Annotated in this window: 21 protein-coding genes; 10 read left to right on the forward strand and 11 right to left on the reverse strand. The window is 67.1% G+C overall.

Features of this window, described 5'->3' with window-relative positions; translation table 11 throughout:
- Nucleotide 1 precedes the first annotated feature (1 nt).
- Nucleotides 2-1291 carry a sensor histidine kinase gene (locus OG488_RS17130; RefSeq protein ID WP_329230219.1) on the reverse strand — a complete coding sequence of 430 codons (1290 nt, stop codon included), beginning with the start codon at nt 1289-1291 and terminating at the stop codon, nt 2-4.
- Nucleotides 1292-1425: 134 nt separating this feature from the next.
- Between OG488_RS17130 and OG488_RS17135 the strand changes: the two genes are divergently transcribed.
- Both OG488_RS17135 and OG488_RS17140 read left to right on the forward strand, forming a co-directional pair.
- Nucleotides 1426-2166 carry an ABC transporter ATP-binding protein gene (locus tag OG488_RS17135; protein ID WP_329230221.1) on the forward strand — a complete coding sequence of 247 codons (741 nt, stop codon included), beginning with the start codon at nt 1426-1428 and terminating at the stop codon, nt 2164-2166.
- Entirely contained in the window at nt 2160-4637 is a 2478-nt protein-coding gene (locus tag OG488_RS17140) for an ABC transporter permease (RefSeq protein ID WP_329230223.1), read from the forward strand. The genes OG488_RS17135 and OG488_RS17140 overlap by 7 nt, the downstream gene beginning before the upstream one ends.
- A gap of 88 nt (nt 4638-4725) precedes the next feature.
- On the opposite strand, the gene OG488_RS17145 is transcribed toward OG488_RS17140, so the two are convergent.
- The 5 genes from OG488_RS17145 to OG488_RS17165 form a co-directional block, all read right to left on the reverse strand.
- Nucleotides 4726-5622 carry a sulfurtransferase gene (locus OG488_RS17145; RefSeq protein ID WP_329230224.1) on the reverse strand — a complete coding sequence of 299 codons (897 nt, stop codon included), beginning with the start codon at nt 5620-5622 and terminating at the stop codon, nt 4726-4728.
- Nucleotides 5623-6041: 419 nt separating this feature from the next.
- The gene (locus OG488_RS17150) at nt 6042-9023 is read right to left on the reverse strand and encodes a type III restriction-modification system endonuclease (protein ID WP_329230225.1); all 2982 of its coding nucleotides are present in this window, start codon (nt 9021-9023) and stop codon (nt 6042-6044) included.
- 17 nt (nt 9024-9040) lie between these two features.
- Nucleotides 9041-10900 carry a site-specific DNA-methyltransferase gene (locus OG488_RS17155; protein WP_329230226.1) on the reverse strand — a complete coding sequence of 620 codons (1860 nt, stop codon included), beginning with the start codon at nt 10898-10900 and terminating at the stop codon, nt 9041-9043.
- 139 nt (nt 10901-11039) lie between these two features.
- Nucleotides 11040-11810: a DUF4391 domain-containing protein gene (locus OG488_RS17160; RefSeq protein WP_329230228.1), complete on the reverse strand. Its 771-nt coding sequence runs from the start codon at nt 11808-11810 to the stop codon at nt 11040-11042.
- Entirely contained in the window at nt 11807-14977 is a 3171-nt protein-coding gene (locus tag OG488_RS17165) for a helicase-related protein (protein ID WP_329230229.1), read from the reverse strand. The genes OG488_RS17160 and OG488_RS17165 overlap by 4 nt, the downstream gene beginning before the upstream one ends.
- 235 nt (nt 14978-15212) lie before the next feature.
- On the opposite strand from OG488_RS17165, the gene OG488_RS17170 reads away from it, so the two are divergent.
- The gene (locus OG488_RS17170; protein WP_329230230.1) at nt 15213-15776 is read left to right on the forward strand and encodes an HD domain-containing protein; all 564 of its coding nucleotides are present in this window, start codon (nt 15213-15215) and stop codon (nt 15774-15776) included.
- On the opposite strand, the gene OG488_RS17175 is transcribed toward OG488_RS17170, so the two are convergent.
- Together OG488_RS17175 and OG488_RS17180 are read right to left on the reverse strand one after the other, a co-directional pair.
- The gene (locus OG488_RS17175) at nt 15764-16231 is read right to left on the reverse strand and encodes an NUDIX hydrolase (RefSeq protein WP_329230233.1); all 468 of its coding nucleotides are present in this window, start codon (nt 16229-16231) and stop codon (nt 15764-15766) included. The genes OG488_RS17170 and OG488_RS17175 overlap by 13 nt on opposite strands.
- Nucleotides 16218-16991: a helix-turn-helix transcriptional regulator gene (locus tag OG488_RS17180; RefSeq protein ID WP_329230235.1), complete on the reverse strand. Its 774-nt coding sequence runs from the start codon at nt 16989-16991 to the stop codon at nt 16218-16220. The genes OG488_RS17175 and OG488_RS17180 overlap by 14 nt, the downstream gene beginning before the upstream one ends.
- Before the next feature lie 95 nt (nt 16992-17086).
- Between OG488_RS17180 and OG488_RS17185 the strand changes: the two genes are divergently transcribed.
- The 7 genes from OG488_RS17185 to OG488_RS17215 all read left to right on the forward strand — a co-directional run bounded on the left by OG488_RS17185 (nt 17087) and on the right by OG488_RS17215 (nt 21570).
- Complete coding sequence (locus tag OG488_RS17185; RefSeq protein ID WP_329230237.1) at nt 17087-17779, forward strand: HAD family hydrolase; 693 nt, start codon at nt 17087-17089, stop codon at nt 17777-17779.
- Between the two features lie 104 nt (nt 17780-17883).
- A complete protein-coding gene (locus OG488_RS17190; protein WP_329230239.1) occupies nt 17884-18786 on the forward strand; it encodes a radical SAM protein in 903 nt (300 codons plus the stop codon).
- The gene (locus OG488_RS17195) at nt 18779-19420 is read left to right on the forward strand and encodes an AAA family ATPase (RefSeq protein WP_329230240.1); all 642 of its coding nucleotides are present in this window, start codon (nt 18779-18781) and stop codon (nt 19418-19420) included. Before OG488_RS17190 ends, OG488_RS17195 begins: the two co-directional genes overlap by 8 nt.
- Nucleotides 19338-20000, forward strand: a complete 663-nt coding sequence (locus OG488_RS17200) for a class I SAM-dependent methyltransferase (RefSeq protein ID WP_329230242.1) — start codon at nt 19338-19340, stop codon at nt 19998-20000. The genes OG488_RS17195 and OG488_RS17200 overlap by 83 nt, the downstream gene beginning before the upstream one ends.
- An 11-nt stretch (nt 20001-20011) precedes the next feature.
- Complete coding sequence (locus OG488_RS17205) at nt 20012-20599, forward strand: class IV adenylate cyclase (protein WP_329230243.1); 588 nt, start codon at nt 20012-20014, stop codon at nt 20597-20599.
- 19 nt (nt 20600-20618) lie between these two features.
- Nucleotides 20619-20993, forward strand: coding sequence for a hypothetical protein (locus tag OG488_RS17210; protein ID WP_329230244.1), 375 nt, complete (start codon nt 20619-20621; stop codon nt 20991-20993).
- Nucleotides 20994-21156: 163 nt separating this feature from the next.
- A complete protein-coding gene (locus OG488_RS17215) occupies nt 21157-21570 on the forward strand; it encodes an NUDIX hydrolase (protein WP_329230245.1) in 414 nt (137 codons plus the stop codon).
- Nucleotides 21571-22632: 1062 nt separating this feature from the next.
- Here OG488_RS17215 and OG488_RS17220 read toward each other — a convergent pair.
- The 3 genes from OG488_RS17220 to OG488_RS17230 all read right to left on the reverse strand — a co-directional run bounded on the left by OG488_RS17220 (nt 22633) and on the right by OG488_RS17230 (nt 25484).
- Entirely contained in the window at nt 22633-23004 is a 372-nt protein-coding gene (locus OG488_RS17220) for a hypothetical protein (protein WP_329230246.1), read from the reverse strand.
- Between the two features lie 357 nt (nt 23005-23361).
- A complete protein-coding gene (locus OG488_RS17225; RefSeq protein WP_329230247.1) occupies nt 23362-25080 on the reverse strand; it encodes a relaxase/mobilization nuclease domain-containing protein in 1719 nt (572 codons plus the stop codon).
- Entirely contained in the window at nt 25077-25484 is a 408-nt protein-coding gene (locus OG488_RS17230; RefSeq protein WP_329230248.1) for a MobC family plasmid mobilization relaxosome protein, read from the reverse strand. Before OG488_RS17230 ends, OG488_RS17225 begins: the two co-directional genes overlap by 4 nt.
- Nucleotides 25485-25806 lie beyond the last annotated feature (322 nt).

Here is a 25806-nt window from a genome sequence, read left to right on the forward strand (position 1 = left end):
CTCATTCGACCAGGTGAGCGGGGGCCCGGGGAACATCCAGCCGGAACACGGTCGGCCCCCCGGCCGGGCTGGACAGTAGCAGCCTGCCGTCCAGCACGGAGAGCCGGTCGGCGACCCCCTGCAGCCCGGTGCCCCCGGTCGTCGCCGCACCCCCGGCACCGTCGTCCCGCACCTCGACGGTCAGCCGCTCCCCGTCGTCCCGTCCCGTCACCCACGCCCGGCTCGCCCCGCTGTGCCTGGCCACGTTGGCCAGCGCCTCGCAGAGCGCGAAGTACACGGCGGTCTCCACCGGCCGCGGGAGCCGCTCCGGCAGGTCGAGGTCCACCTCGACGGGTACGGCCGAGCGGTCGGCGACGTCCTCGACCGCCGCGGCCAGACCGCGGTCGGTGAGGACCCGCGGGTGGATGCCCCGGATGAGCTCCCTGATCTCCACCAGCGCCTCCCCCGCCTCCTCGTGCGCCTTGGCCAGCAGTCCGCCCAGCGGCTCGGCGGGGCTCTCCAGCCTGGCCAGCCCGAGCGTCATCGACAGGGCGACCAGCCTCTGCTGCGCCCCGTCGTGCAGATCGCGCTCGATGCGGCGGCGCTCCGCCTCGAAGGCGTCCACCAGCCGCATCCGTGAGCGTCCCAACTCCTCGATCCGGGCGTCGAGTCCGTCGGCACCCCCCGACAGCATCGCCCGTGTCAGGGCCCCGCGCGCCACCGCGGCCCACCCGAGCGGATGGGCGAGGACCGGCAGCAGCACCAGTCCGAGCAGGGCCAGGGCGAAGGCCTGCGGATACGAGTCCGCGAGGTACAGCTTGAGCACCCGCACCTCCTCGCCGCCGGTGACGGCCGCCATGACGACCGGCGTCGCCAGCAGGGCCCCGCAGACCGCCAGTACGCCCCCGACGACCAGGGCCTCCAGGGGCCAGAGCACCCCGGCGAAGAGCAGGGCGTACCCCAGCTCCCGCCAGGTGGCCCGCTCCCGCAGCCGGGTCCGCAGCCAAGCCCCCAGACCGGCGCGCGCCGGGGCCCGGTGCGGATCACCGAGCGGCACGGGGTCGACCAGCCGCAGCCTGCGCCGCTCCACGGCGGCCACCGGTATGCCGATGAGGGCGAGCACCAGCAGGAGGGGAAGGCCGACGAGCACGAGGGCGAGGGCGCCGCCCACCGCCGCCAGCAGCAGGACGGAGACGAGGAGGACCATCCCGGCCGGGACGCCGCTCAGCAGGTACAGGGCCGCGCGCCACGGCCAGCCGCCGAGGAGGTAACGGCGCCCCACGAGGGCCTGCCGGAGGGTGAGTGAGCTCATGGGCCGCACGGTAGACAGCGAGGGCCGTCCGCCACCACCCGGCGAGCGGGGGGACGGAGGTGGAGCCGGCTCCACCCCGAGGACTCCTCCTCGCTGCGATGTGGGCGCCGCACGCCGAGGGTTGGCTGGAACCCATGAATCAGCACCCCGCAGCCATCCGGCTCGACGCCGTCACGAGGTCCTTCGGCAAGGCCGCCGACGCGGTCACCGCGCTGGCCGGAGTCAGCCTCTCCCTCCCCCGCGGCTCCTTCACCGCGATCATGGGGCCGTCCGGTTCGGGGAAGTCGACCCTCCTCCAGTGCACGGCCGGCCTCGACCGGCCCACGTCCGGCCGGGTCTTCCTCGGGGACACGGAGATGACCGGGCTGAGCGAGCGGAAGCTGACCCTGTTGCGCCGCGAGCGGATCGGATTCGTCTTCCAGGCCTTCAACCTGCTGCCCGCCCTCACCGCCGAGCAGAACGTGGCGCTCCCCCTCCGGCTCGCGGGCCGCAGACCCCGGCGCGCCGAGGTGCGCGAGGTGCTGGAGCGGGTCGGCCTGGGCTCCCGGGCCCGGCACCGGCCCACCGAGCTCTCGGGCGGCCAGCAGCAACGCGTCGCCCTGGCACGGGCCTTGGTCACCCGCCCCGAGGTGCTCTTCGGTGACGAGCCGACCGGCGCACTCGATTCCCGTACGGGGCGGGAGATCCTGGCCCTGCTGCGGTCGATGGCCGACGCCGGCCAGACCGTGATCATGGTGACGCACGATCCGGTGGCCGCCTCGTACGCGGACCGTGTGGTGTTCCTGGCCGACGGAGCGGTACGGGACGAGCTGTGCGACCCGGTCGCCGAGCAGGTCGCCGCGCGCATGACCGCCCTGGCGGTGGTCCCGTGCTGACTACGGCCCTGCGCTCCATGCGGACCCGCTGGGTCACCTTCATCGGCTCCTTCGTCGCCCTCGCCCTGGGTGTCGGGCTCATCGCCATGACCGGCCTGGCCCTGGCCGCGACCTTCGACGCACCGGAGCACGCACCGGAACGCTTCGCCGGGGCGCCGGTCGTGGTGGCGCCGTCGGACACCCTCCGGGTCACCACCCCCGTCGGGGAGCGGACGGCCCGGCTCACCGATCCCCGCCCGGTCCCGGAAGCCCTGGCCGACGGGCTCTCCGCGCTGGGACGCACGGCCGAGGACCGCTCCTTCGCCGTCGGCCTGGCCGGCACGGAGGCCGTCGGACATCCCTGGTCCGTCGCCGGCGAAGCCCCGTACCGCCTCACCTCGGGCCGTGCTCCGGGCGCGGCCGGTGAGGTCGTCGTGACGGAGGACGCCGCGGCGGGCCTCCGGGCCGGTGCCCGCATCCGCATCACCACCCCGGGCACCGCCGGGGGAACGGGCACCCGGACGGTCGTCGGCACCGTGGCGGGCACGGGGTCGGAGACGGCGGTGTTCTTCGACGACGCCGAGGCCGCCCGCCTCCACCCGGCCGTCGACGCGGTGGCCGTGCACGCCGGAGCGGACGCCGTGCGGCAGCTGACCGGGCGGTTCCCGGGCATGAGCGTGCTCACCGGCGACGCCCGGCACCGGGCCGACCCCGATCCCGACCGGGACAGCGAGGCGTTGACGGCCGTCAACGCCCTGCTCGGCACGGCGGCCGGCATCACCGGCTTCGTCTCGGTCTTCGTCGTCGCCTCGACGTTCTCCTTCGCGGTGTCCCAGCGCCGAAGGGAGTTCGGGCTGCTCCGCACGGCGGGCGCCACACCGGGCCAGGTGCGGCGCACCGTCGTCGTCGAGGCCCTCGTGATCGGTGCCCTCGCATCGGCCGCCGGCTGCCTGCTCGGCCGGGCCGCGGCACCCCTGCTGGCCCGCCGGCTGGTCGACGAGGGGTTCGCCCCGGCCTGGTTCGCCGTCGGCGACGCGACCTGGCCGCTGCACACCGCCTTCTGGGCCGGGCTCTTCGTCGCCCTCGCCGGGGTCGCCGTCTCCTCCCACCGGGCGGGCCGGATCCGGCCCGTGGAGGCGCTCCGTGACGCCGCCGTCGACACCGGAGGGATCCCGCTGAGCCGCCTCCTGACGGGCGCCGCCGTCCTGCTGACCGGGCTGGGGCTGCTGGGCTGGTCCCTGGCGACCGACCCCGGGGACGTGCTGAAGCGGAAGACGTACATCCTCCAGCCCATGTGGATCATCGTCGGCGTCGCGCTGCTCGCACCGCTCCTGGCACGGCCGCTGACACGGCTGCTCACCTGGCTGCCCGCCCGGCTCCCCGGCGCCACCGGCCTGCTGGCCCGGCAGAACGCGTCCACGAGCACCGGCCGTACCGCCGCGGTCGCCGCCCCGGTCCTGATCACCGTCGCGCTGGCGGGCTCGCTGCTCGGCACGGTGGCCACGATCAACGAGGGCAAGGCCGCCGAGGCGGCGGCCACCGTCTCGGGCGTGGACTACGTGGCCGGCGGGGACGGCCCGCTGGACCCCCGCTTCGTGGAGCGCGTGCGGAGCGTTCCCGGAACGGTGACCAGTGCCTCCCGCTCCACCGGGGTCACCGTCCTCGAAGAGGGCACCGCGCTCATCTCCTCGGAGGCACGGGCGGCCGAGCCCGCGGCCCTGGCGGCGACCGCCCGTCTGCCCCTCGTCGCCGGCCGGATCAGCGACCTGGACGACGATTCCGTCATCGTCAACGAGGAGTGGGAGACGCGGGCGGTGGGCCGCCGCGTGAGCGTCTGGCTGGGCGACGGCCGCACGGTGTCGCTCCGCGTCGCGGCCGTGATGCGGACCGGCACCGGGAGCAACGGGGTCTACGTGACCCCGTCGAACGCGGCCGGCGCCGAGATCGACCGTGTCGACGTGAAACTCCTCGACGGAGCGGATCCTTCGGCCGTCCGCGCCCTCCTGGAGAAGGCGGGACGCGACACGGACACCCCGGTGATGACGAGGGAGGCCTGGGTCGAGGCGCACCACCCGAGCACCGGCGGCAACACCCGGGCGGGCCTGCTGCTCATCCTCGGCATCGCCCTGCTGTACACGGGGATCGCCCTGGCGAACACCCTGGTCATGGCCACCTCGGACCGGGTCCGCGACCTGGCGGTGCTCCGGCTCACCGGTGCAACGAAGGCCCAGGTGCTCCGGCTGGTGGCGGTCGAGGCGCTGCTGGTGGTCGCGGTGGGAGCGGTCCTGGGAGGAGCGGTGGCCGGAGTGAACCTGCTGGGGGTGAAGGGCGCCCTGGAGCTCCTCGCGGTGAGCTCCCCGGTGTCCGTCCCCTGGGCGGGCGTCGGCGCGGTCCTGGCCGCGTGTGCCGCGGCGGCAGCGCTCTCCGCGGTGCTCCCCGCGCTCGCCGCCCTGCGCACGCGGCCCGTCGAGCTGGCGGGCACCCGCGAGTGAGACGGCGGGTCATGGGCCGGGCTCGTGCCCTCGACCCCCGGCCCTCCACGGGCCGGACTCATGACGCCGAACGGTCACGGGCTACGGGCTACGGGCTCGTCTCGTGACCCAGAACCGGCTGCGGGCCCGTCTCGACCGGGAGTTCCGAGGGCAGGCCCCATTCGCTCCAGGACCCGTCGTACACGGACACCTCGCCGTACCCGGCGAGTTCGGCCCCCAGCGCCAGGACGCACGCCGTGACGCCCGACCCGCAGCTGACGACCAGCCGCTCCCGGCTCCCCGCCGACGCCTGGAACACGGCGCGGAGTTGCTCCGCCGGGAGCATCCGGCCGTCGCTCTGGAGCGCGCCGAAGGGAAGGTTCACCGCCCCCGGCATGTGGCCGCCGCGGAGCCCCGGCCGGGGCTCGGCCGCCGTACCGGCGAACCGTTCACGGGAGCGCGCGTCGAGAACGGCCGCGCGCGGGTCGGCCAGGGCCTCCACGACCGCGTCGCTGCCGACCAGAGCCCCGGGGCGCGGGCGGGCCGTGAAGTCACCGGCCCGCCCGGCGTCTCCCGGCTCACGCTCCTCCACCGGGTACCCGCCCGCCTCCCAGGCGGGCAGTCCTCCGTCGAGCACCGCGACGCGGTCGAAGCCCATCGCGCGGAGCATCCACCAGGCGCGGGCGCTGGAGTAGATCCCCGCGGTGTCGTAGACGACGACGGTGTCCGTGCCGTCCACGCCCAGGGCCCGCATCCGCTCCTCGAACTCCGCCGCCCCCGGCATCGTGTGCGGCAGCGGTACGGAGTGGTCGGACAGCGCGCCGTCGATGTCGAAGCGCCGGGCCCCCGGGATGCGCCGGCCGGCCGCGCGGTGCGCGCCCACCGAGGCGTCGAGGACCACGGTCCCCGGCCTCGTGAGCCACTCGGCGAGCAGGTCCGCGCCGACGAGCGGGCCGGGCAGGCCCCCCGCGTCGGCTGTGGTGTGTCCCCCGTGCTCGGTGGTCATACCGGCATCCCCCGTGTCGATGTGTTCCACGTGCCCCTGCCCCGGCCGGCGCCTCACCGCACACGCCCCGTCCGACGCTCCCCACGAGGCCGACGGACGCGCTGCCACCGCCTGTCGGCCAAAAGCAAAAGCCCCAGGTCACGGCGAGTGAGTCCTGAGGCTTCCACAGAGCCGCCTTCGGGATTCGAACCCGAGACCTACGCATTACGAGGGCTTGCATGATCGTCCCGGGTGGTGCTGGACCGTGCCACGCGCTCTCGTTTTCGCTGGTCAGAAGCGTGCGGCCAAGACCTGCGTGCCGTCCGATCCATCCTGTGCCACCCCATCCGCTCACGCAGCGCTCCCGCAAATCCTTGTGGCGCGCTGCAAGCTGAGGTGCCTGTGGCGGGACGGACGCCCGTCCCACCACAGGGCATCTCTCATGCGGTGAACGTCACGTGGCCCCAGACATCCGTCTGCTCGAAGGTGACATTGGTACCCAGGGCCTCGAAGTGTTTGCGCCCACACTTGATCTTTCCCAGCTCTTCCGGTCGGAGAAGGCTCTCCTGCTGGGTGCCCTTGGTCTCTATCACCAGGTAGAGGCGTTGCTCACCGTCGGGAAGGCGACGCACGATAGCCCAGTCCGGATTGTATGTGCCGAGCGGGGTGGGGACTTTGAACCAGGACGGGAGCTTGGCGTACACCTCGACGTCGCTCGCCGACTCCAGATCCTCGACGAACTTCCGCTCGGTCTCGGAATCGTAGCGAACTTCCTCGTAGACACTCTTCGCCGCAGGGGTCAGGTTCTTGCCGAGATAGCCGTGCAGCTCCTCGGTAAGGAAGAGCTCCTGGGCGTAGACGTCGCTCTCTCCGAGCTTGACGTACTTGATCCCGTCGACAAGCGCCGCACGCCGAGCCTCCGTGATTTTCTCGACGGCGAGGGACACAAACTCCTGCGGGTTGCGCTGGAAATCCCGGAAGCGGCCACTCTCAGAAAGGATCCGATGGATGGTGCGTCGGGTCAGCTTGGTCTGCTCAGCCAGTTCGCCGAGGATATCTGGCAGCGGGATGTCTCCCTGGTCGACCAGTTGCGGAGCCGAGGTCGCTGCAGCGCCGGTTTCGATGCCACGCTCGCTTATGGCCAGCGTCGTTGATGTCCACACCATTCGAGCAGGCAGAATCTGACGGGCCTCCTTTAGAGCCCCCGCTGCGTCCGCGATCAGCTTCTCCGTGTCAAAGTCCACCCGGTAGGTGGTCCTCTGCTTGATGCGGTTCCACAGTTCGTGGAACTGCGGGTTCTCGAAGACCTGCTTACGGACCTTGACCGTGCGTCGTTCATCCCGGTCGTTGATTGTGACACCCTTGGCGCGCTGCTGGAGCCGTTCCACCACTGCAGTCTCCAGGCCGACGAACTCTTCAGGCAGCGTGAACGTGTCTTCTGCGAGAGCCTGTTGGAGCAGCTGCATGTCGATCTTGCCGTTGCTCTGGATGTAACCGGCCTCCTGCAAAGCAGCGAAGAGCCGCTGCGAGCCCTCGCTGCCCAGGCGCTTTCCGTCACCGTCGGGAAGGAGGAGGCTGGAGAACTGATGCGGCTCGATTCGACCGAAGCTGACCTTGGCGTCCTGCTCGTACTCGGTCTGCAGAGAGGTGGCGAACTGCTCCAGGCTCTCAGTCGCAACGACCGTAAGGGTGTTTACGTCGAAGCCGTGGAGCCGCTGACCCTCCTGATTCACAGCGAGACGTAGACCGCGACCGATGGTCTGCCGACGCTGCCGCTCGGTGCCCATCTCACGCAGGCTGCAAATCTGGAAGACGTTCGGGTTGTCCCAGCCCTCTCGAAGTGCCGAGTGGGAAAAGATGAACTTCACCGGCTCGTCAAGGCTAAGCAGGCGCTCCTTGTCCCGCATGATCAGGTCATACGCGCGCTCGGCGTCCGCACCGTCCTGGGCCGCTCCCTCCTTGATGTCCTTGGGCCTGCCCTTGGCGTCGCGAGCGAAATAGCCCTCGTGGACGGCGCTCGGCTCGGAGTCGAGATCCACCCCGCCGAAGAGGGTCGAGTAGCGGGGGTTGCGCTGGAGCCGCGCATACTCCTCTTCGAAGATCTTCGCGTACTCGCCCGGGACCGGAGCGCCATCCGAATCCTCGGCGCGGTAGCGGTCCACCCGGTCGATGAAGAACAAGCTCAGCACCTTGATGTCCCTGGAACGAAGCTCCAGTTCCCGATCAAGGTGCACTCGGATGGTCTTGTTGATCAGATGCCGTGCCCGCTCGAGCACCGGGATGTCGCCGTAAGCCTCGCCTTCCCTGAGGTACTCGTCGATTCCGCCGCCATGGATCTGGATGAACCCCGGCTCACTCCTCCCACGGTTCTTCGTGACGTCGCCGACCAACAGGCCCTCGTAAACACGGTTGTCGGTGATCGCCCCAAGGTCACTTCCGGGGTTGACTCTCTGCGTCTGGCGCACGACGCGCCCGGACCTCATCACGTCGACTTCCACGGTCGCCGTGTAGTCGTTCTTGCGCGTGCTGACCTTCTCAAGGCGGATGTAGGGTCGGCCGTGCGCGTGCTCCACGGTACCGCCGGCCACCTCGATCTGCTTGACCAATCCCGCCTGGTAGGCGTCAATGGCGTCCAACTTGTAGACCATGTTGAACACGTCGACATGCGTCGCCGAATAGCGCAGGCTGAACAGCGGGGCCATCGTGCGCAGCGCCTGCCGACCCCGGCCCTGGGGACCGCCGTCCACGCTCTGCGGCTCGTCCACGATGAGGATCGGCCGCACCTGCTTGATCAGTTCGATCGGCGCCTCTCCACCGGTCCGCTCACTGGGCTGATAGATCTTCGCGGTCGCCTGCTTGTTGATCGCGGCGGCCGTCACAATCATCAGCTCGATGCTGGAGCTATAGGCGAAGTTCCTCACCTGGCCCAGCTGCGCCGAGTCGTAGGGGAAGTAGTGCAGCGGGGTGCCGTCGTAGAGGGCCTTGAAGTGGTCCTCCATGATCTGCAACGACTTGTAGACACCCTCCCTGATCGCCACGGACGGCACGACAACAATGAACTTCGTGAAGCCGTAACGCTTGTTCAGCTCGTAGACCGTGCGCAGGTAGACATACGTCTTGCCGGTGCCAGTCTCCATCTCGATCGTGAAGTTCAGGTCGCGCTCGTCCGCCAGATCAGACAACGGGGAGAGCGGCAGACCATTACGCTCCTGGACCTCGTTCAGGTTCGCATGCACCTGATCAGGAAGAATTCGCAGCCGGTTCCCGACGCCGGCCACGGGCGTGAACAGGTCGTCGTTGTCTCCGCTGACCGTGAACAGGCTGTGTCCGCTCTCCTGCCCGTGGAATAGATCGCACACCGCATCCACGGCCGCCTTCTGATGCGGCAGCTCGGAATCGAAATGAAGCTTGGGCTTTTTCATCTTGACGTCCCCTCGGCTCACAGGCTCTTCACGACGAAGGGGGACTCGTGCTGTTCGAGGATCGCCACGAGGTTCGCCTTGGCAATGTCGTCGCCGAAGGCTGCGTCCTTAAGGAAGACAGTCACGTCCGCCTCAGGTTGCAGCTCGTCACGCCAAGAAATGATGCCCTTGGCAATCTCCTCCGAATTACCTGCATTAATTGAACCGGAGGGGGGAAGGCAGGCGAAGAGTAGGCCCCCGCCAGTCGCGAATACCTGGGTGCCGGCAAACACGCGCGATTCCACGGACGAAGCGAGATCGAGTCCTTGACTCAGCAGCAGCTCGAAAAGCACGTCCCATTCCGCACGGTCTTCACGGATGTTATCGATCTGCTCGAACGCTTGCTGCTCAAAATCTTGCCGGGAGGTATCCCAACGAACAATATTTCCTGCACCCAGCGAGAATGACCGAAAACCGGTGTCCGCCGTACTCGAAGTGCTGGCGGCCGCTTGAGAGGACGACCGCAAACGAGCACGCGTGATGTCCGCAATCGTGGCGAAGTCACCGAACCCCGTCGGCTCCGGAAGCTGGGCAAGAATAAAGCGGCGGTCTCCAGCACCCTCAGAGTTGGACTTCAGTACCGCCTCACCCGTCGATCCAGATCCCGCAAAGAAATCCATGACAATATCTCCCGGATTGCTACCGATGCGGATCAGTAGACGCAGGAGATCCACAGGCTTGGGTGTATCAAAGATGGACTTTCTCCCAAATAGCACCTCCAATTCTCGGGCGGCATGCTGATTAAATGGCATGTCCGGGAGGATTGAGGGGGTTGTCATACCATCTTTAGCCTCAGAGCGGTACAGTTTCCGCATAGGGGTGGTGGCTGTGCCATTAACACCCCAATAAAGTCGCCCATCAGCCTGCAGTCGCTCCATTTCTTCCTGCGAATGGCGCCAACAAGTGCCTTCGCGAGGGTAGACCACCTCTCCCGTATGCGGGTTAGTTAGGCCATAGTGGAGTGAAGCAACGTCGCGTCCCCCTTTGGCATTAGCCGTCGTGTCAATTTTACGGAAGGCGCCTCGCGGATCCGGGCCACCCGGCTCACGAAAAACCTGATACTGCGCATCTGCCTTGGCCGTGCGCGGCATGAGGTTGAAACGCTCTTCGGCTAGTGTTCGTGTTGAATTAGGCGCCAACCCCTTCCCATACACCAGGATATGATCGTGCACGGAGCCGACAGTTCGATCGTTGGGGGCCCCATCACGCTTCCGCCAGATCAGGTCGATGACAAAGCAATCGCCACCGAAGATCTCATCGCAAATAAGGCGAAGGTTGGCCACCTCGGTGGAATCGATAAAGATGAAAATTGCACCGTCTTCGCTTAGGAGCTGTCGAGCGAGGAAAAGGCGGGGATACATCATGTCCAGCCAGGCGCTGTGGTAACGCCCAGAGGTCTCGGAGTTGCTGCTCAGCCGTGTTCCATCTACGCCAGTCTGGCCTGTGAGCTCAAGGTAGTTCTGGACGCCGTCCTGGAAGCTATCCGGGTAGATGAAATCCTTTCCGGTGTTGTATGGCGGGTCAATGACGATGAGCTTGACCTGGTTTGCATAGCTCTTTTGCAGGAGCTTCAGGACCTCAAGATTATCGCCCTCGATCATGACATTCTGGGTGCTGTCCCAGCTCAACGATTCATCCGGGCGCGGCATGAGGGTCGCTGTGCTCGGCTTGAGGGCAATGCGGCGGGCGTTGCGCTTGCCGAACCAGGTCAGCCCGAACTTCTCGTCGCCGTCATCGGCGGCGTCGCCAAGCAGCTCGCGCAGCGCTTCAAAGTCAACCTTGCCCTCTGTGAAGGCAGACGGGAAGATCTTCCGGAGCTGTTCGAGGTTCTCCGCCACGAGGTCCTTGGAGTGGGTCTCCGGGTCCCCCGGCTCAACCGTGTGCATCGTCACCCTGATCGTCCCCTGCTTCACTACGGCACCGTCCGGCTCACCCGGTGCCCTCTTCTTGACCGTGCTCTTCGTACCTGCTGCGTTACTACGCCAGACGCAACTTATCGTGCGCCGCTGACAAAGCGATCCTCTTCACCTTGATCTGATCCTGTAGCTCGATCCTGCGAGGGATCTGCTTCTCTTTCTTGATCTGGGTGACCAGCTTGTTGATCTCTGCCTCGAGTCGGCTGCTCTCCGTCAGGGCAGTCAGCTGGGTCTGTGACGCATCCAAGGTGCCCGCGAGCGCAAACTCTCCGATCGCCGCAGCGACACGCAAGGCAACCGTGGAGGCCAGCCAACCCTCGTAGACCGTGCTGAGGTCGCTGCGCGGTTGTCGGTCGAGCGGCAGCGCGCTCAGGAAAGCATCGCCCACCGGCGCGGGGACGTCTCCGACGGAAGCGGTCACAGGCGGACTGTCCAATGTGACCTCATCGTTCCGACCATGTGACATGCGCTTGAGTGCAACCGAAACACGGGGTCCGGACTCCTGTTCGCTAACGAGCAGGATCGGGTATGGCACGGCTCGATGGAGGAGTTCTTCCATGCGAGTGAGCTTGGTTCCGGTCCGGGCCCGCAGAGTCATGACGTGGAGCTCTGGAATGCGCCGACTGCCATCCGGGGCCGTGTACGCAGGGATTCCCACGGCATCAGGGCGTATCGCGGCGGCCCAGCGCAGGGTGTCGATGCCATCCTGCAGCAACCGCCGATCAGCGGCGCTGAAGTCGGAGTGCGCCTGCAACTGAGTCTTGGGCACCCGGACATCCACAGCGCAGTCGGCAGGCAGCCCAAGAGCGTCGACCACGTCGTCCGGAGTCATCGCTGGGCTTCTTGGTCGTCGTGTGTGGCGGGTCCGACAAGTTCGGCGTCGACACTGGGCAAAACGGCGAGAAAGGCGAGTACTTCGAAGTCATTGGTCCCGGCGAAGCCTCCTGCGGCAGCGGCCTGGGTGCCGTCCAGGCTGAACAGGCTGGCAACCGCGCGCTCTTCCTCCTTGCCAGTGATGGAGCGTACAGCGGCAGCAAGGGCCTTCCGGGCTACCCCCATGTCGGCGCCGCGCCGGGTCCGGGCGTCGAACAGCGCGGTGAGCCCCGGGTCAACCTGGCCCTGCTCGGCACTGACCCTGCGCACCCGGTCGAGGATGCGCTTGGTCTGGGTATGGCTGAGCTGCACCACCCCCTCCTCCCCGACGTGGATGAGGTAGTGAGGGGCAAGTGGGTCGCCGGCCTGCACGGCCCGATCGGCAGCCTGGCCTTCGGCACGTAGGCAGAAGATCAGTCCGGGTGGGACGTCACCATCGGCGTCCGCGACCGCGTGAACTCCGAGTGGCTCCGCATCCAGCTCGCCGGGGTGTCGCTTAGCGTAATCGGCGAGGTCGATGCGCAGATCGGTGAGGGTGAGGTCAGCGATGGACACACCGGTCGACAGGTCCTCAAGGTCGAGGACGGAGTCCTGGAGCTTGAGGAGTTGTGCGCGCCGGTATTCGAGATCGTTCATCGGGTCGCCGACACTGGTCTCGATGACGTTCTCTTCGCCGGTGGCGGAGATGTCGAGGAGCACCATGCGGCCCGTGACTCGCTGCTCGAGGCCGATGTATTCCTCCAGGTCCATCTGCGGCCAGAAGTTGACGAGCTGGATCCGAGCGCTGCGCGAACCGAGGCGGTCGATGCGGCCGAACCGCTGGATGATACGCACCGGGTTCCAGTGGATGTCGTAGTTCGCGAGCCAGTCGCAGTCCTGCAGATTTTGGCCCTCGGAGATGCAGTCCGTGGCAATGAGCAGGTCGAGCTCGCCTTCTCCAGCCAGGTCGTCCGGGCGTTGCTTCGAGCGCGGGGAGAACGCAGAGAGGATGCCGGGAAGATCGCGGCGCAGCTTGAGCGTGGTGCGGTTATTCCCGGATCCCGTCACCAAGCCAGCCTCGACGCCGAGTTCGGCCCGCGCCCATTCGGCGAGCTCTTCATACAGATAGGCGGCGGTGTCCGCGAAAGCAGTGAACACGATGGCCTTGCGATTGCCCGGGTTGACGGGGTTGCGAACCTTGTCCGCGATCAGCTGCTTAAGGTGGCCTAGTTTCGCGTCACGCTCTGGTATCACCTGCTCGGCCCGGTACAGCATCGCGGAGAGGCGCTCATGGTCCTCCAGGAGGTCCTGGCGCCAGCGGATCAAGTCCATGTCCGCGATGAGAACCCTGATCTTGCCACCACCGATCGCCAGCTCGTCCGAGCGCAGGTCGTCGCGCTCCTCCTCGTCGAGAGAGTCAGAGCGGTAGTAGGTCTCGTGGCGGTCGATCGCACCCAGGTGCGCGTCGATGCGCTCCAGCTGCCGGCTCACCGTCAACCGGAAGGAGTGGACGGAACTCTCCAGCCGCTTGAGGATGTTCACCCTCATCAGGTTGACCAGGCTCTGCTCTCGGTCGGCCTGCTGGAAACTACCCTTGCCACTCTTCAGGCGAGTCGCGTACTTATCGGCGTACTCGGCCCGTTTGTCCGGTCGCAGGTAGTGCATGGGCGAGTACGCGGCCAGATTGAGCTTGCGGATCTGGTCGTTGAGTTCCCCGATGGCACCGAAGTCACCCTGTGTGTCGATATCCGACTTCACGTTGAGCGGCGCGAGGCGCTCGGGGAAGGATCCAGTCTCGGCAGTGCCGTAGTACTTCTCGATGTGCTTGCGCGAGCGGGCGATGGTCAGCATGTCGAGCAGCGTGAAATAGTCGAAGCCCAGCATGTCCACGAGTAGGGCTGGGGTACGCCCCTCTGGGCCAAGTTCCTGCCACCGCTTGAACTGGCGCTGCGCGACGCGTACGGTCTCGGCGATGCTGGCGATACCGTACGGCGCCAAGGCCGTGTCGTCGTTCTCGGTAGCGAAGGCGATCTGGTTGCGCAAGTCCGCAAGCCGGTTGTTGACCGGGGTGGCCGAGAGCATCAGGATGCGGGTCTTCACGCCCTCCTGAATGATCTGGCGCATCAGGCGGTCGTAGCGAGTCTCGCCGTTCTGCTTCGGAGAGTTGGCGTTGCGGAAGTTGTGCGACTCATCGATGACCACCAGGTCGTAGTTACCCCAGTTGACGTGCGCAAGGTCGATGTCGCCCGAGCTGCCGGACTCACGGGACAGATCGGTGTGGTTGAGCACGTCGTAATTGAAGCGATCTGCAGCGAGGAGGTTTCGGCGGTCGTTCGCCGTGTACATCGTCCAGTTGTCTCGCAGCCGCTTCGGGCAGAGTACTAGCACCCGGTCGTTGCGCAGCTCGTGGTACTTGATCACGGCGAGCGCCTCGAAGGTTTTCCCCAGGCCGACGCTGTCCGCAATGATGCAGCCGCCGTAGCGATCCAGCTTGTCGATCGCACCGATGACGCCGTCCCGCTGGAACTTGTACAGCTTTCCCCACACCACGGTGTCGTGGATGCCGGTCTTCGCATCGATGACCGTGTCCTCGTCCAGCTCCCCGCCAGCAGCGCTAAACAGATGGTGGAGCATGAGGTGGTAAATGCGCTCCGGGTCGCGATAGCGCCCGAGGGCACGCATCTGCTCCAGCAGCGGGCCCGCTTCAAGAGAAGCGGGCGTGCTCTCCCACATCGCCTCGAAGAGTGCAGGAGCGAGAGCGGCCGCCTCGCTCTCGTTGTCGGAGCGCAGGATCGACGTGTACGGATTACCAGGGGCCAGGCCGAGGCCGGCACGATCGAAGCCGAAAGAGCCCTGGGCCAGCGAAATCACTTCACCCGAACCCGCGCGGGCAACCAGAACACCCTGGGGAAGAGCGTGGAACGCCGCATGCCGCATCTCGGCCCGCCGAGCCAGCCACTCGGCGCACGACGCAGCAAGGTAGCGGCTCGACAGGCGGTTGCGGGCAGCGCGATCAAGTTCGCCGCCCAGCAGGTGCAGATCGGCGCCTGCGCCCGGAAGCAGAAGTCGAGCCTGTTCCAGCTTGGCCAGCTCGTCGCGGAGCTCCTCGAATGCGTACACAGAGAAGGTCGACGAGGCGAGGTCCACAGCCCCGCCTGGTCTCAAACTCGGACGTACCGCGTCAATCAAGCGGTCGCTTCCTTTGTTACTTACGACCTTCAACGCATCCCCCATGACGTCGGTCCGAACCACCGCCTCGCTGAGGCACGTCTAGTCAGCCTACTAACACCGTCACTGCGTATGGGACGCTGGCGGAAACCTTGTGCAGCTGTCATCGAATGCGGTGGCTTGGACCGAGTGCACCCCGGGCAGGGAGCCATACATGGGCGATCTCATCGGGGACTGGGCGACGCACATCACGAGGGCTAAGCTCGGCTACGCACTTCCACGGAGGTGGGCGCATACGCAGGGAGTGGCATTCCGCGCCGCCGAAGTAGGCCCGGCCCTCAACCTAGACGCTGGCCTTCTTGTAGCCGCCGCCACGCTGCATGACATTGGGTATGCGCCTCGCCTGGCGGTGACGGGGTTCCATCCGCTGGACGGAGCCCGGTTCCTTCGTGACAAGCATGGCGCCGACGAGCGGCTGGTGCGGCTGGTCGCAAACCACTCGTTCGCACTGTTGGAGGCCGAGGAGCGGGGCCTGCGGGAGGAGCTCGCGGCCGAGTTCCCCTTGCTGGATGAGCCGCTGCTGGTGGACGCCCTCGTGTACTGCGACATGACCACCACGCCCGACGGCGACCGAACCACCGCGCAGGACCGGGTCGCGGAGATCCGCAGCCGCTACGGGGACGACAGCATGGTCGGGCGGTTCATCCGCCGGGCGGCACCGGAGATCTTTGCCTCCGTGGAGCGAGTGGAAGCCGCCCTGGCAGCTCACCCGAGATAGGGGTAGGTGCCGGCGAGGTAGTCCCCGATCTGCTGGCGCATGCTCGGGTGGATGTCGTACTGGTCCAGGTCGGCCGGCTGGACGTAGCGGACGCCGTCGGCCTCGTCGTTGATCGTGGGTGCTCCGCCGACCGGGCGGCCGATGTAGCTGTTCTCGTACTGCTGGCGAATCTCGCCGTCGGTGTAGGCGACGATGTGGTTGGGGTTGGTGTAGACGCCGAGGAAGCCGGTGATCTCCGCGATGATGCCGGTCTCCTCCAGGCACTCACGCACCGCGCATTCGGCCGCGGTCTCGCCGATGTCCTGGGCTCCGCCGGGAAGCGCCCACTGGCCTGTATCGCGGCGGCGCTGGAGGAGTATGGCGCCGGTCTCGTCGACGACGAGCAGGTTGCTCGCCGGGATGAGGGTGTTCGCCTTCGGGGCGGTGGGGTCGTTGTAGTACTCAGTCCTGCCCATGGCCGGCAGTCCTCTCCTGGTCAGGTGCCCACGACCGCGCTGCGGCCCAGACGGCGTCGAAGCTCTGAGCGTAGTTGTCGAACCAGCCAGTGCCGTCAGTCCTCTTGAGGTGGAAGAGAGGGTTGGCGCTGGCCGGTTGGCCCCAGACGTGGGGGTTGACGAGCAGGTTGTCGTCGTAACGGAACATGGACGTGTAGAGCGTGGTGTCGTGGAGCCGCACGGCACACCCTGTCTCGCCGAGCAGCGGGCGGTAATACGTCAGTGAGGCGCGGATCTTCGCGGCGAGGGTGTCGCCGATTCCCTCCTCGCGGCCCCGGAGCGCGACTGCCTGCCCGTCCGGGTCGCCGAAGCACAGGCGTACCCGCACCCCTTCTGCCGCACGCTCGGAAAGCATCTTGGCGACATGGGGGTTGGACTGAGCGAAGAAGGTGCCGGAGAAGACCAGGACGGCGATCTCCTTCCGGGCCTCTCGCAGCAGTGTGAGCCAGACGTCCCTGGGCACACTGGCCCGGTTCGGGTGGGTGCCGACGAGCTCGGAACCTGAGCCGTCCTGTGGCCGACCGAGTCTGTTGGATGGTTCAGGCCACAGGAAGGTCTCCTCCACACGCAGGTGTCGCGCGACGCGGAATCGATGCCGGGCGTGGGGGATGCGCCCGCCGAGCCACCGGCTCACGGTTTTGGGGTCTACCTCGCAGACCTCGGCCAGCGAGTCGGGCGATACGCCACGTTGGCCGAGCACAGTGCGCAGTCGGTCGTTCACAGAGCCAATCGAATCGCCACACAGCGTGATCGCGCAAGAACGTTTTGGGACGCTACGGCTGAAACGCGCCCCCTGAGTCTGTCTACGCTGGCGGCATGGAGCTCTTCGTCCTGTGGGACATCGACCACACCCTCATCGAGAACGCGGGGGTGAGCAAAGAAATCTACGCCGCCGCCTTCGCCGCCCTTTCGGGCCGCGAGCCAGCGGGGCCGGCGCGAACTGAGGGGCGTACGGATCGACTGATCATGAGCGACATGTTCATCCGCGAAGAGCTCCCCGTACCCGACTGGCACTTCGTCGAGACCGCACTCGCCCGGGCGGGGGAAGTGCGCCTGGATGAACTGAGCAGGCGCGGGACCGCCCTGCCCGGTGTCCATGAGGCGTTGAAGGCCGCTTCCACCCAGAGCGGGTGGACCTCCTCCGTCCTCACCGGCAACATCGCCGCCAACGCCCGAGTGAAGCTTGCCGCGTTCGGCCTGGATTCCCTGCTGGATCTGTCAGTGGGGGCATACGGGGCGGACGCCGAACTCCGCCCCGATCTGGTCGCTGTCGCCCGCGAGCGCGTGCTCCGGCTTCGTGGCGTTTCTGCCGACGTTCCCACCGTCCTCGTCGGAGACACCCCTCGTGATGTGGAGGCGGCTCTCACGACGGGGTCCCGGATCCTCGCGGTCGCCTCCGGCATCCATGCTCCGCAGGAGCTGACCGCTGCCGGCGCAGCCGAAGTCCTGCCCGACCTGTCGGACACGAAGCGTCTCCTCGGCATCCTGGGGTCTTTCGCAGGCCGCTGAAACGTCCCAGGACGTCCTCGGTCCGTCCCTGAACGCGGTGCCGAGGTCCCGGGGCAGAAGGCCACTATCAGGCTCCCAACAGGCAGTCAGCCGAAGGAGCCGATGTGATCGGGGAAGTCACCGGGATCAGGAAGATCCGAATGCTGTACCTGCAGCTGCTCTACCGCTGCAACTTCACGTGCCTGCACTGTTTCCACGGCAAGCGGCTCCAGTACGCCGACGTGTTCACCGTCGACGAAGCGACAAGCCTTCTCACCCTGATGCGGGACGAGTACGGCACGGAGGCAGTGACCCTGCTCGGTGGGGAGCCGTTCGTTCACCGCCACCTCGCGCAGGTCGTCCTCCACGCCAATGTGGAGCTGGGCCAGCGGGTCGAGATCTGCACCAACGGGTACCGGATCGAGCGGCGCCTGACCGAGATCGCTCCGTACCTGGACATGCTCAGGGTCTCGCTGGAGGGAGTCGGATCGACCAACGACGGCATCCGCAGGCAAGGCAGCTACCAGAGCGCCTTGAACTCGCTCAGCCTTGCCCGGGACCTCGGCGTTCCGACGGGCGCCACCATGACCATCACTTCGCGGAACATCGACGAGGTCCTCACTCTCGCCGGCGTGCTGGCGCGGCTCGGGGTCCGACAACTCAAGCTCCACCACCTGCGGCCGGTCGGCAACGCCGCTGACCACCCCGAGCTGCTGGTCACCGCCTCCTCCGCGTACGGCCGGCTCCGCGAAGAGCTCGCGTCTGCCGATCTGCCCCTGGAGGTGATCGTCGACGAGGACCTCTCCGAGCACGGCGCCCCGCAGGTGTGCACGCCGTCCGACGGACCTCGCGAGATCGACCGCATCGAGGCCGACCCACGGGGTGCGCTGACCATGTCCTGCAAGGCGGTCGGCAAGGACTCGCACGCCTTCTGGTACGAGAAGGCCGCCGGACGCATAGTCCACAAGCCCTCGGAATCCGACGAACTCACTCTCGCGGTACCGGACGTGGTGTACTCCCGTGCCTGAGCGCCCGCGCTTCGAGAGCCTGGAGGGATTACGCGGCACCGGCAAGTCCACCCTGGCACCGATGCTCGCCGCTGCCCGACAGGCCGTCCTCGTCCCCACCGTCCCATCCCTCTACCAGCCCCTCAGACACGCGGTCGATGAACGGACCAACGTAGAGGCGCGGATGTGCCTCTACCTCTCCGCGCTGTTCACCGCGGCCGAGGAGATCCAGCACCATCTCGACGCCGGCACCTCGGTCGTCGTCGAGAGCTACTTCGCCCGGTGCCTCGCCACCCACCGAGGTCTGGGTGCCCGGCTCGGTGTCACCCTGCCGAACCTGCTGCCGACACCCGTCACGTACCACCTGGTCTGCCAAGACGCCGAAAGACAGCGCCGCCTCGCCGGACGGAACAAACCCGCCTCGCGATGGGACGTGCTGGTCGAGTCCGCTTCGGACCGAGTGATGGACGCCTACGTCTCATTCCCGATGCATCACGTCGACACGACCGGGCGGGGGCCCGACGAGGTCCTGCGCGTGATCATGGACACCGATAGACAAGGAGCGCACTCCCATGCAGACACAGAGCCTGTGGGAGCACACCCTCACCTTCTTCCCCCAGTTCCTCGCAGCCTTGCGGGAACGCGTCGCCCCTGACGCCACGGTCGCGGTAATCGGCGCGAGTGACGGCAAGTTCGTCCTGCCCCTCGCCGCCGCCGGATACCACGTCATCGCAGTCGAACGCGATGCGGTCGCCCTCCACGGGGGCGATGTGCATCTCCCGGGTGACAGCCAGGCGCACGCGCTGGGCCTGATCGACCGACTGAAGCTCGAAGAACTCCACGAACGCGTAGAGGTTGTTGAGGGGGACTTCCTCGAAAACACCCCCCTGGGCCGGCAGTGCGCGGCGGTCTGGACGAGCTGCTCCTGGCACTACAGTGCCAACCACCACCGCCCGCTCGCCGAGTTCGTCGACCGCATGCAGCGCCTGGTCCGTCCGGGCGGTGTGTTCGGTGCGGAGTTCATGATGCCCGTCGAAAGACGCCACCACATGACCGAGCACTACACCTCACCCGAGCGCCTGCTCCCTCGCTTCCTCAGCGACTGGGAAGTCCTGCTCACCCTGCGCACGAACGAGTTCACGGAACGGCCCCACGTCGGCCAGCCGAACGACCACACCCACCGCATGGGCCTGCTCATGGCAGCCCGTACGTCCACCCTCACTGACCACTTCTGAGAGAAGGACACATGAAGCACGAGTACGAGGCGAAGTTCCTGGCCGTCGACGCCGACGGCCTCCAGGCGAAGCTGGCCGCCCTCGGCGCCGACCGGGCGCTCCCCCGCACACTCCTCACCCGCAAGATCTTCGAGAACGACTCTCTGGACGGCGGGGCCTGGATCCGGCTGCGTGACGAGGGCACCCGCTCGACGCTCACGCTCAAGCAGGTCACCGACGCTACGACGATCGACGGCACCAAGGAGATCGAGACCGAGGTGTCCGACCTGCACGCCATGGCCGACATCCTGCGCCAGGTCGGCCTCACGGAAGTCCGGTACCAGGAGAACTACCGCGAGGAGTGGCGCCTGGGTGAAGTCGCCTTCGACTTCGACACCTGGCCTGACCTCCCCACCTTCCTGGAGATCGAAGGGCCCGATGAGACATCGGTCCGTCAGGCCGCCGCCCTGCTGGATCTCGACTACTCCGAGGCCCGGTTCGGCAGCGTCGACGAGATCTACAAGAGCGAGTCCGGCCGTGACATCCTCGCCGAACCCACCCTCCTGTTCTCTGACGCCGAAAAGCACGAGGACGCTGCCGCGACGCCCCAGAGCCTGTGAGTCCGGGGCGGACGAGCGAATGCTGACGGAACCCTCCTGGCAGCACAGAGTGATCCCCGGAATCATCGAATTCGCCCGCGGAGGGCTGCCCACGCCCGCGTACACCGACGACGGCAACGAGTGGGTCGACGGAATGTGCTGGCTCTACTGCGGGCAGCAGTGGACTCGTGTCCTGTGGGTTGGCCCCGCCACGGTCGCCGGCGCTCAGGCGCCGATGTACGCCTGCGGCCCGTGCATCCGCGAGCTGCAGGAACGGGTCTGGCAGTCCCTTCTCTGTGAGGACCGGCCGGTCCACTCCGTCCAGTCGGGCACAGCCACCGCAGTGGCAGCCCCAACCTCCACCGGGAGGGCCGGAGAGCACCGGGGCCCGAGCAGGTTCCTGCACCGCCGCTGAGCTCCCGTCCTGGTTACGTGGGTCGTCCGCCGTCCCCTGCGGCATGAGCCCGTGACCAGGGCGGGTCTTGGCGCGCCTTCAACAAACGCTTTCGAGGCGGGCCGCACCACTCGACCCGCCGACACCAACTTCCACCCATCCTGACTGTCCGGGAGGAGCAGACATGACACAGCAGACCACGGACGAGCGGCCGGGCATCGCCGCCGCCATCGTCGTTCACGAGGGCCGCGTTCTCATGGTCCGCCGCCGGGTGAGCGAGGGGCAGCTCTCCTGGCAGTTCCCCGCTGGCGAGGTCGAGCCCGGCGAGGCACGTGAGGCCGCTGCCGTACGGGAGACCCAGGAGGAGACAGGGCTGACCGTGGAGGCGATCCAGCTGCTCGGCGAGCGCGTGCACCCGAAGACGGGCCGACTGATGTCGTACACCGCCTGCCGAATCCTGAGCGGCACAGCTCACGTCGCCGATACAGAGGAGCTGGCCGAGATGGCGTGGGTTTCCCACGGCGACCTCCCGGAGTACGTGCCGTACGGGCTGTTCGAGCCGGTGCATGCCTACCTTGACTTGGCTCTGTCTTCCTGAACGGCCCGGAGCAAGGGAGCACCGTGTCGGGGCTGGGGCGGCTGGACTCACCACAGCCATCGTTCTCGCCGAGATCGGGGCTCCGGTGTACGTGATCGCCGAGCAGATGCCCGGCCAGGGCCCGGCGTAGTCGCGTTGCGTCCGTTTTTGATCAACCGAGGCCGAGGAGCGCGAGGGGGCATCAGGAATCGCGAGCGTTGCGTGCAGACCCGCGACGCAACGTTGAAGCGCAACGGTCTCTTAAAGCGGGTCGCCGCAACTCATACAGGTATCTTCGCCATCGTCGTACATAACGCCGCAGCAGTACGTGGGGCCGCCGCTGACTTCATAACAAGAGGTGCACATCTGAGACTCGTCGTCCCAGTCTGTCGCGTTCTCGACGGGATCGTCGCACCCTGTACAGACAAGCGCTGTCACCTCGCTTCACCCCAGCAATCGGAGGAGGTAAACGGAGAGCAGTAATCACTGTCGTGTCGTTCGGAGTAGTCGCTCATGTTGGCTGTCGCCTTACCGCAGTTCGGACACGTGGGGTGTTCACCCGAACATGTGCGATTGTTGTGCCCATCGAGCCCGCACACCCTGCATGCCATGACGACAGAGTAGATGAACCTCAGCCGTCGGACCCAAGACTTCGGCAAAGACTGGATGACGTCCGGCTTGCGATCATGCGAGGCCGAGGAGCGCGAGGGGCGGCAGACGTTGCGTTCATTGCGATGGAGTCCGGCGGCCACGTTCTTGGCATCCTGCCCGCCACCTCCCCGAGCCCGTCGCCGGACTGCTCGCGGAGCTGGTCACAGGCAGGCGGAATCGGCGATGGCACGTCGGCAAGCACGATCTCCCCGGTAGGTCACGGGCGTAGAGGGCTCCATGATCTCGGAAATCCGTGCCTGCCCTGCCTCCGGGACGTCCAGCAGCCAACGAAGCGTCATAAATCGGACCGGGGCCGACTACGCCGAAGCCCTGGGGGTCCGGCAGCACGTCGGCGGCCGCCGGGGTTGTGGGGACCGTACTTGCCGGACGGCTAGGCCAGTTTGACCAGTCGGTACAGCGGTCGCTGGAGCTTTACGCCACGCCATTCACAGGACGCCATTTCCGGTAGATACGAACGATAGAGGCGCCGGAACCCAGGCGCCCCAGGGCAGGCTCGCAGTGGATTCCAGCATCTTCAAGAGACAGTTGGACCTCCATCGCGTTCCCCTTACTTAGGCGCGTGCGCTGCGTCTTCATCAGTCCCGCCATCATTTCCTCCCCGCTCAGCGGTGCAGCTGCCCCCGAGTCGTGCGGATCGACCTTCCACCCCTCGAGGAGGCATGCCATCTCGACTGCGCGCCAAGTCTTCGTCAGGTCGCGGCGGGTCAGGGTGATCGATTCGATATCCGAAAGGCGTTCACGGATCAAGTCTGTAAATCGAGAGATGCGACCATCAACAGACATGACTCCCCTTAACAAATTAGGAACTGGGGTCGAGATCGAAAGACTCACCTAATTAGAGAGCACACCTCACCTAACCGTCAACCCGAACGCCCGAGAAACCTGCAGACCCAGATAAGCCCAGGCCAGAGGCCACGCTCAACCTCTCAGCGCCCAAATTAAATCGACCTCAAACCCTTCGAGACAATTAAGGCTCGCGATTTCCGAGAAATATTCATGAACATTATTCGAGGGCGAGTTATTTCGGACACGCGCGAGTCGGCTACTTGGCAGGTCTCCTCATGGAGATACACCTCCCCTCACACACCGTGGGCACCATGTCTCAGAAGGGAAGACTGATCTGCTCTGCCCTGTGCACCACTACAGCTGCCGACGACGGTTGCTCTCCCCCGGAACGACGGCCGGCCCTACCGGCATGGCCATGTGTTCCCCGTGGCCATGCCTCTGGATCCCTGAGAGCGTCGAGCAGCGGCGGGCGGCTTCAGCGCGGGGGTTGGGGGCAGAGCTGTGGCTGGTGTGCTGGATGCGGGTGATCAGGACGCGGGCGGGCTGGCGAGCGCTCGTGAGTTCGCGCTGAGCAGCGGCTTCCTTGAGGAGCTGGTGGGGCTTGTGACCGCCGGCTTCAGCATCAGCCAGGACGGTGGCGAGGGCCGGCCAGACGGGGTCGGTGAGCACGCGGTCGGCGTGGTCGGGGATGGCAGCCCGGACGTCATGGGCCAGAGTTCGGCTGGCCTGGTCGCTCGGCTGGCGAGCGGCGAGGGTGTCGATGACCGGGACGAGGGCGTGGTCGGCGGCGGCGTGTAGATGGTGCAGTGCCTGACGGGCGGCTTCGGCCTGGTTGGCGTGGTTCTTCGCCTCGTGCCAGCGGGCGGCGACGATCGTGGCCCAGACGAGGGCGGCGAGGAAGGCGGCGAAGGCGCTGCCGTCGGGGCCGACGGCGGTGTGGGCGATGTCGCGGGCCGCGCGGCGCAGGGTGTGGGCGGCCTCGTCCTCGGCTCGGATCTGGGAGCGCTGGGCGCGGCCGAATGTCCCTACCGCGGTTCGAAGTTCGGCTCGGAAGTGATCAGGCGCCCTCTGGGCGGTGGCCTCGATGAGTTCGCCGAGCGCCGTGATGTGGGCCTGGGCGTAGGTGTCGTCCGCCATGCCCTGGTGAAGGGTGTCGAGGGCGTCGGTGGCGTGGTGCCAGGGAGTGGTGGGGCGCTGTCGGCGTGCGGTGGGGTGTTCCTCGGGTGCAGTGTTTTCCAGGCGGGCCTTGAGCTTGGGCAGGGTGAGGTCGGGGGCGATCTTTCCGCCGGGGTGGAAGATCTGTTCGCCGTTCTTGTTGAGGTCTCCGGGGCGGCCGGCGGCGTAGCCGAGGAGGTCTCCGGACGGTCCGCGGCGGGGTTTGATCGCGATGCCGTCGGCTTCGAGGTAGGCGAGGAGTTCTTCCGTTTTGCTGGCATGGGGGATGGCGGCGCGGATGCGGTTCTGGAGCCAGTCGCGGCTGGTCTGTTCCCAGCCGAGGCGCTGGGCCTTGTGCATCTCGGCCTGCGTGGGGCGCTTTCCGGCGGTGCGGTCGCCCTTCTTCAGTTGGCGCAGGCTGTAGTCGGTCTCGATCTTGCGGCAGGCGTCGCCGACGCGGACGCCACTGCCGTGGAGCTTCGGGCGGCGCCCGTCCTCGCGCACGGTGGTGGCAAGAATGTGGATGTGGTCGTCCGCGTGGCGCACGGCGATCCACCGGCAGCCGAGGTCGTCGCCGGGCGGGGCGATGCCGGCGGCCTCGACGATGCGCTGGGCGATGTCGGCCCACTCGGCATCGGAGAGGTGCCGGTCCCCGGGGGCCGCACGGACGGGGCAGTGCCAGACGTGGTCGGTGATCTTCTTCCCGAACTCGCTGTTCCGGATGTGCACCGGCTCGTCGAGGTGGTGGGCGAGCTGGGTGAGGGAGGCGTCCGGGTTTCGTCCAGGGTCGGGCATGCCGAACATCGCGAAGCCAGCGACGATGTGCGGGTCGAGGTGCTCGTCGTGGCGGCCGGGCCCGTAGAGGTAGGCAAGCAGACCGCGGGTGTTGGCTCCGGCCGGTTTGATGGCGGCTATCACGCGGCCTGCTCTTTCTCCGCCTCGGCGGGTTCACGCAGGGCCTGGGCGATCAGGTCCAGCAGGTGGTGGAGCTCGTCGAGACGGTGACGTACGTCGGGCGGGGTGGAGTCGCTGTTGAGGGCTCGGGCGATCTGGTTGACGTTGACGCCGATCCGGTTGAGTTCACGCAGCACCTGGGCGCGGAACATGTGGGTGCGACGACGGTCCTCGGACAGCGGCAGGTTCGCCGTGAACCGACCGGCGACGAAGGCGAGGGTGACGTCTGCGGTGAAGCCGGATACCCCTTTGTAGCCGTGCTCGGCTGCGGCCTCCTGGAGCGCGGCGTGCTCGTCGCCGGTGAAGAGCAGGGGTCCGACACGGACGGTCCGCTTGGTGCCGGTGAAGCGGCGAATCGTCGGCTGCACGCTCTGCGATGCTCGTTCGCCGGCGGTGGGTTCAGTGGCATGTGCGGGGCGAAGGATCTGCTGCTGAACGGCGTAAAGCTCCTCCTGGTCGGGGCTGCCCTCGGTCCCGACCTCCCGGCCAGGCGCCCCTTGGCGCTGGGCCGTCTCCGCCACCCCCGGGGCGGAGATCCCCGAAGACCGGCCTTGAGTCGGACTCGGAGTACTACTGGCTCCGCCCGGGGCCGTCCTCCCAAATGCCCGACGCAGGCGGGACAGCAGCGTAGGGGACTGTGCTGAGGCAGGCGGCTCAGCGGGGGTGTCGTCAGGTAGGTGCTGGCTGTGC

The organism is Streptomyces sp. NBC_01460 (assembly GCF_036227405.1).
In the GTDB taxonomy this organism is placed as follows: domain Bacteria; phylum Actinomycetota; class Actinomycetes; order Streptomycetales; family Streptomycetaceae; genus Streptomyces.

Bases quoted from the DNA above. Each gene is read 5' to 3' on its own strand.
- OG488_RS17130 (WP_329230219.1), bottom strand. From the start codon at position 1,291: ATGAGCTCACTCACCCTCCGGCAGGCCCTCGTGGGGCGCCGTTACCTC.
- OG488_RS17200 (WP_329230242.1), top strand. From the start codon at position 19,338: ATGCAGACACAGAGCCTGTGGGAGCACACCCTCACCTTCTTCCCCCAG.
- OG488_RS17205 (WP_329230243.1), top strand. From the start codon at position 20,012: ATGAAGCACGAGTACGAGGCGAAGTTCCTGGCCGTCGACGCCGACGGC.
- OG488_RS17135 (WP_329230221.1), top strand. From the start codon at position 1,426: ATGAATCAGCACCCCGCAGCCATCCGGCTCGACGCCGTCACGAGGTCC.
- OG488_RS17215 (WP_329230245.1), top strand. From the start codon at position 21,157: ATGACACAGCAGACCACGGACGAGCGGCCGGGCATCGCCGCCGCCATC.
- OG488_RS17185 (WP_329230237.1), top strand. From the start codon at position 17,087: ATGGAGCTCTTCGTCCTGTGGGACATCGACCACACCCTCATCGAGAAC.
- OG488_RS17160 (WP_329230228.1), bottom strand. From the start codon at position 11,810: ATGACTCCGGACGACGTGGTCGACGCTCTTGGGCTGCCTGCCGACTGC.
- OG488_RS17150 (WP_329230225.1), bottom strand. From the start codon at position 9,023: ATGAAAAAGCCCAAGCTTCATTTCGATTCCGAGCTGCCGCATCAGAAG.
- OG488_RS17170 (WP_329230230.1), top strand. From the start codon at position 15,213: ATGGGCGATCTCATCGGGGACTGGGCGACGCACATCACGAGGGCTAAG.
- OG488_RS17145 (WP_329230224.1), bottom strand. From the start codon at position 5,622: ATGACCACCGAGCACGGGGGACACACCACAGCCGACGCGGGGGGCCTG.
- OG488_RS17210 (WP_329230244.1), top strand. From the start codon at position 20,619: ATGCTGACGGAACCCTCCTGGCAGCACAGAGTGATCCCCGGAATCATC.
- OG488_RS17175 (WP_329230233.1), bottom strand. From the start codon at position 16,231: ATGGGCAGGACTGAGTACTACAACGACCCCACCGCCCCGAAGGCGAAC.
- OG488_RS17220 (WP_329230246.1), bottom strand. From the start codon at position 23,004: ATGTCTGTTGATGGTCGCATCTCTCGATTTACAGACTTGATCCGTGAA.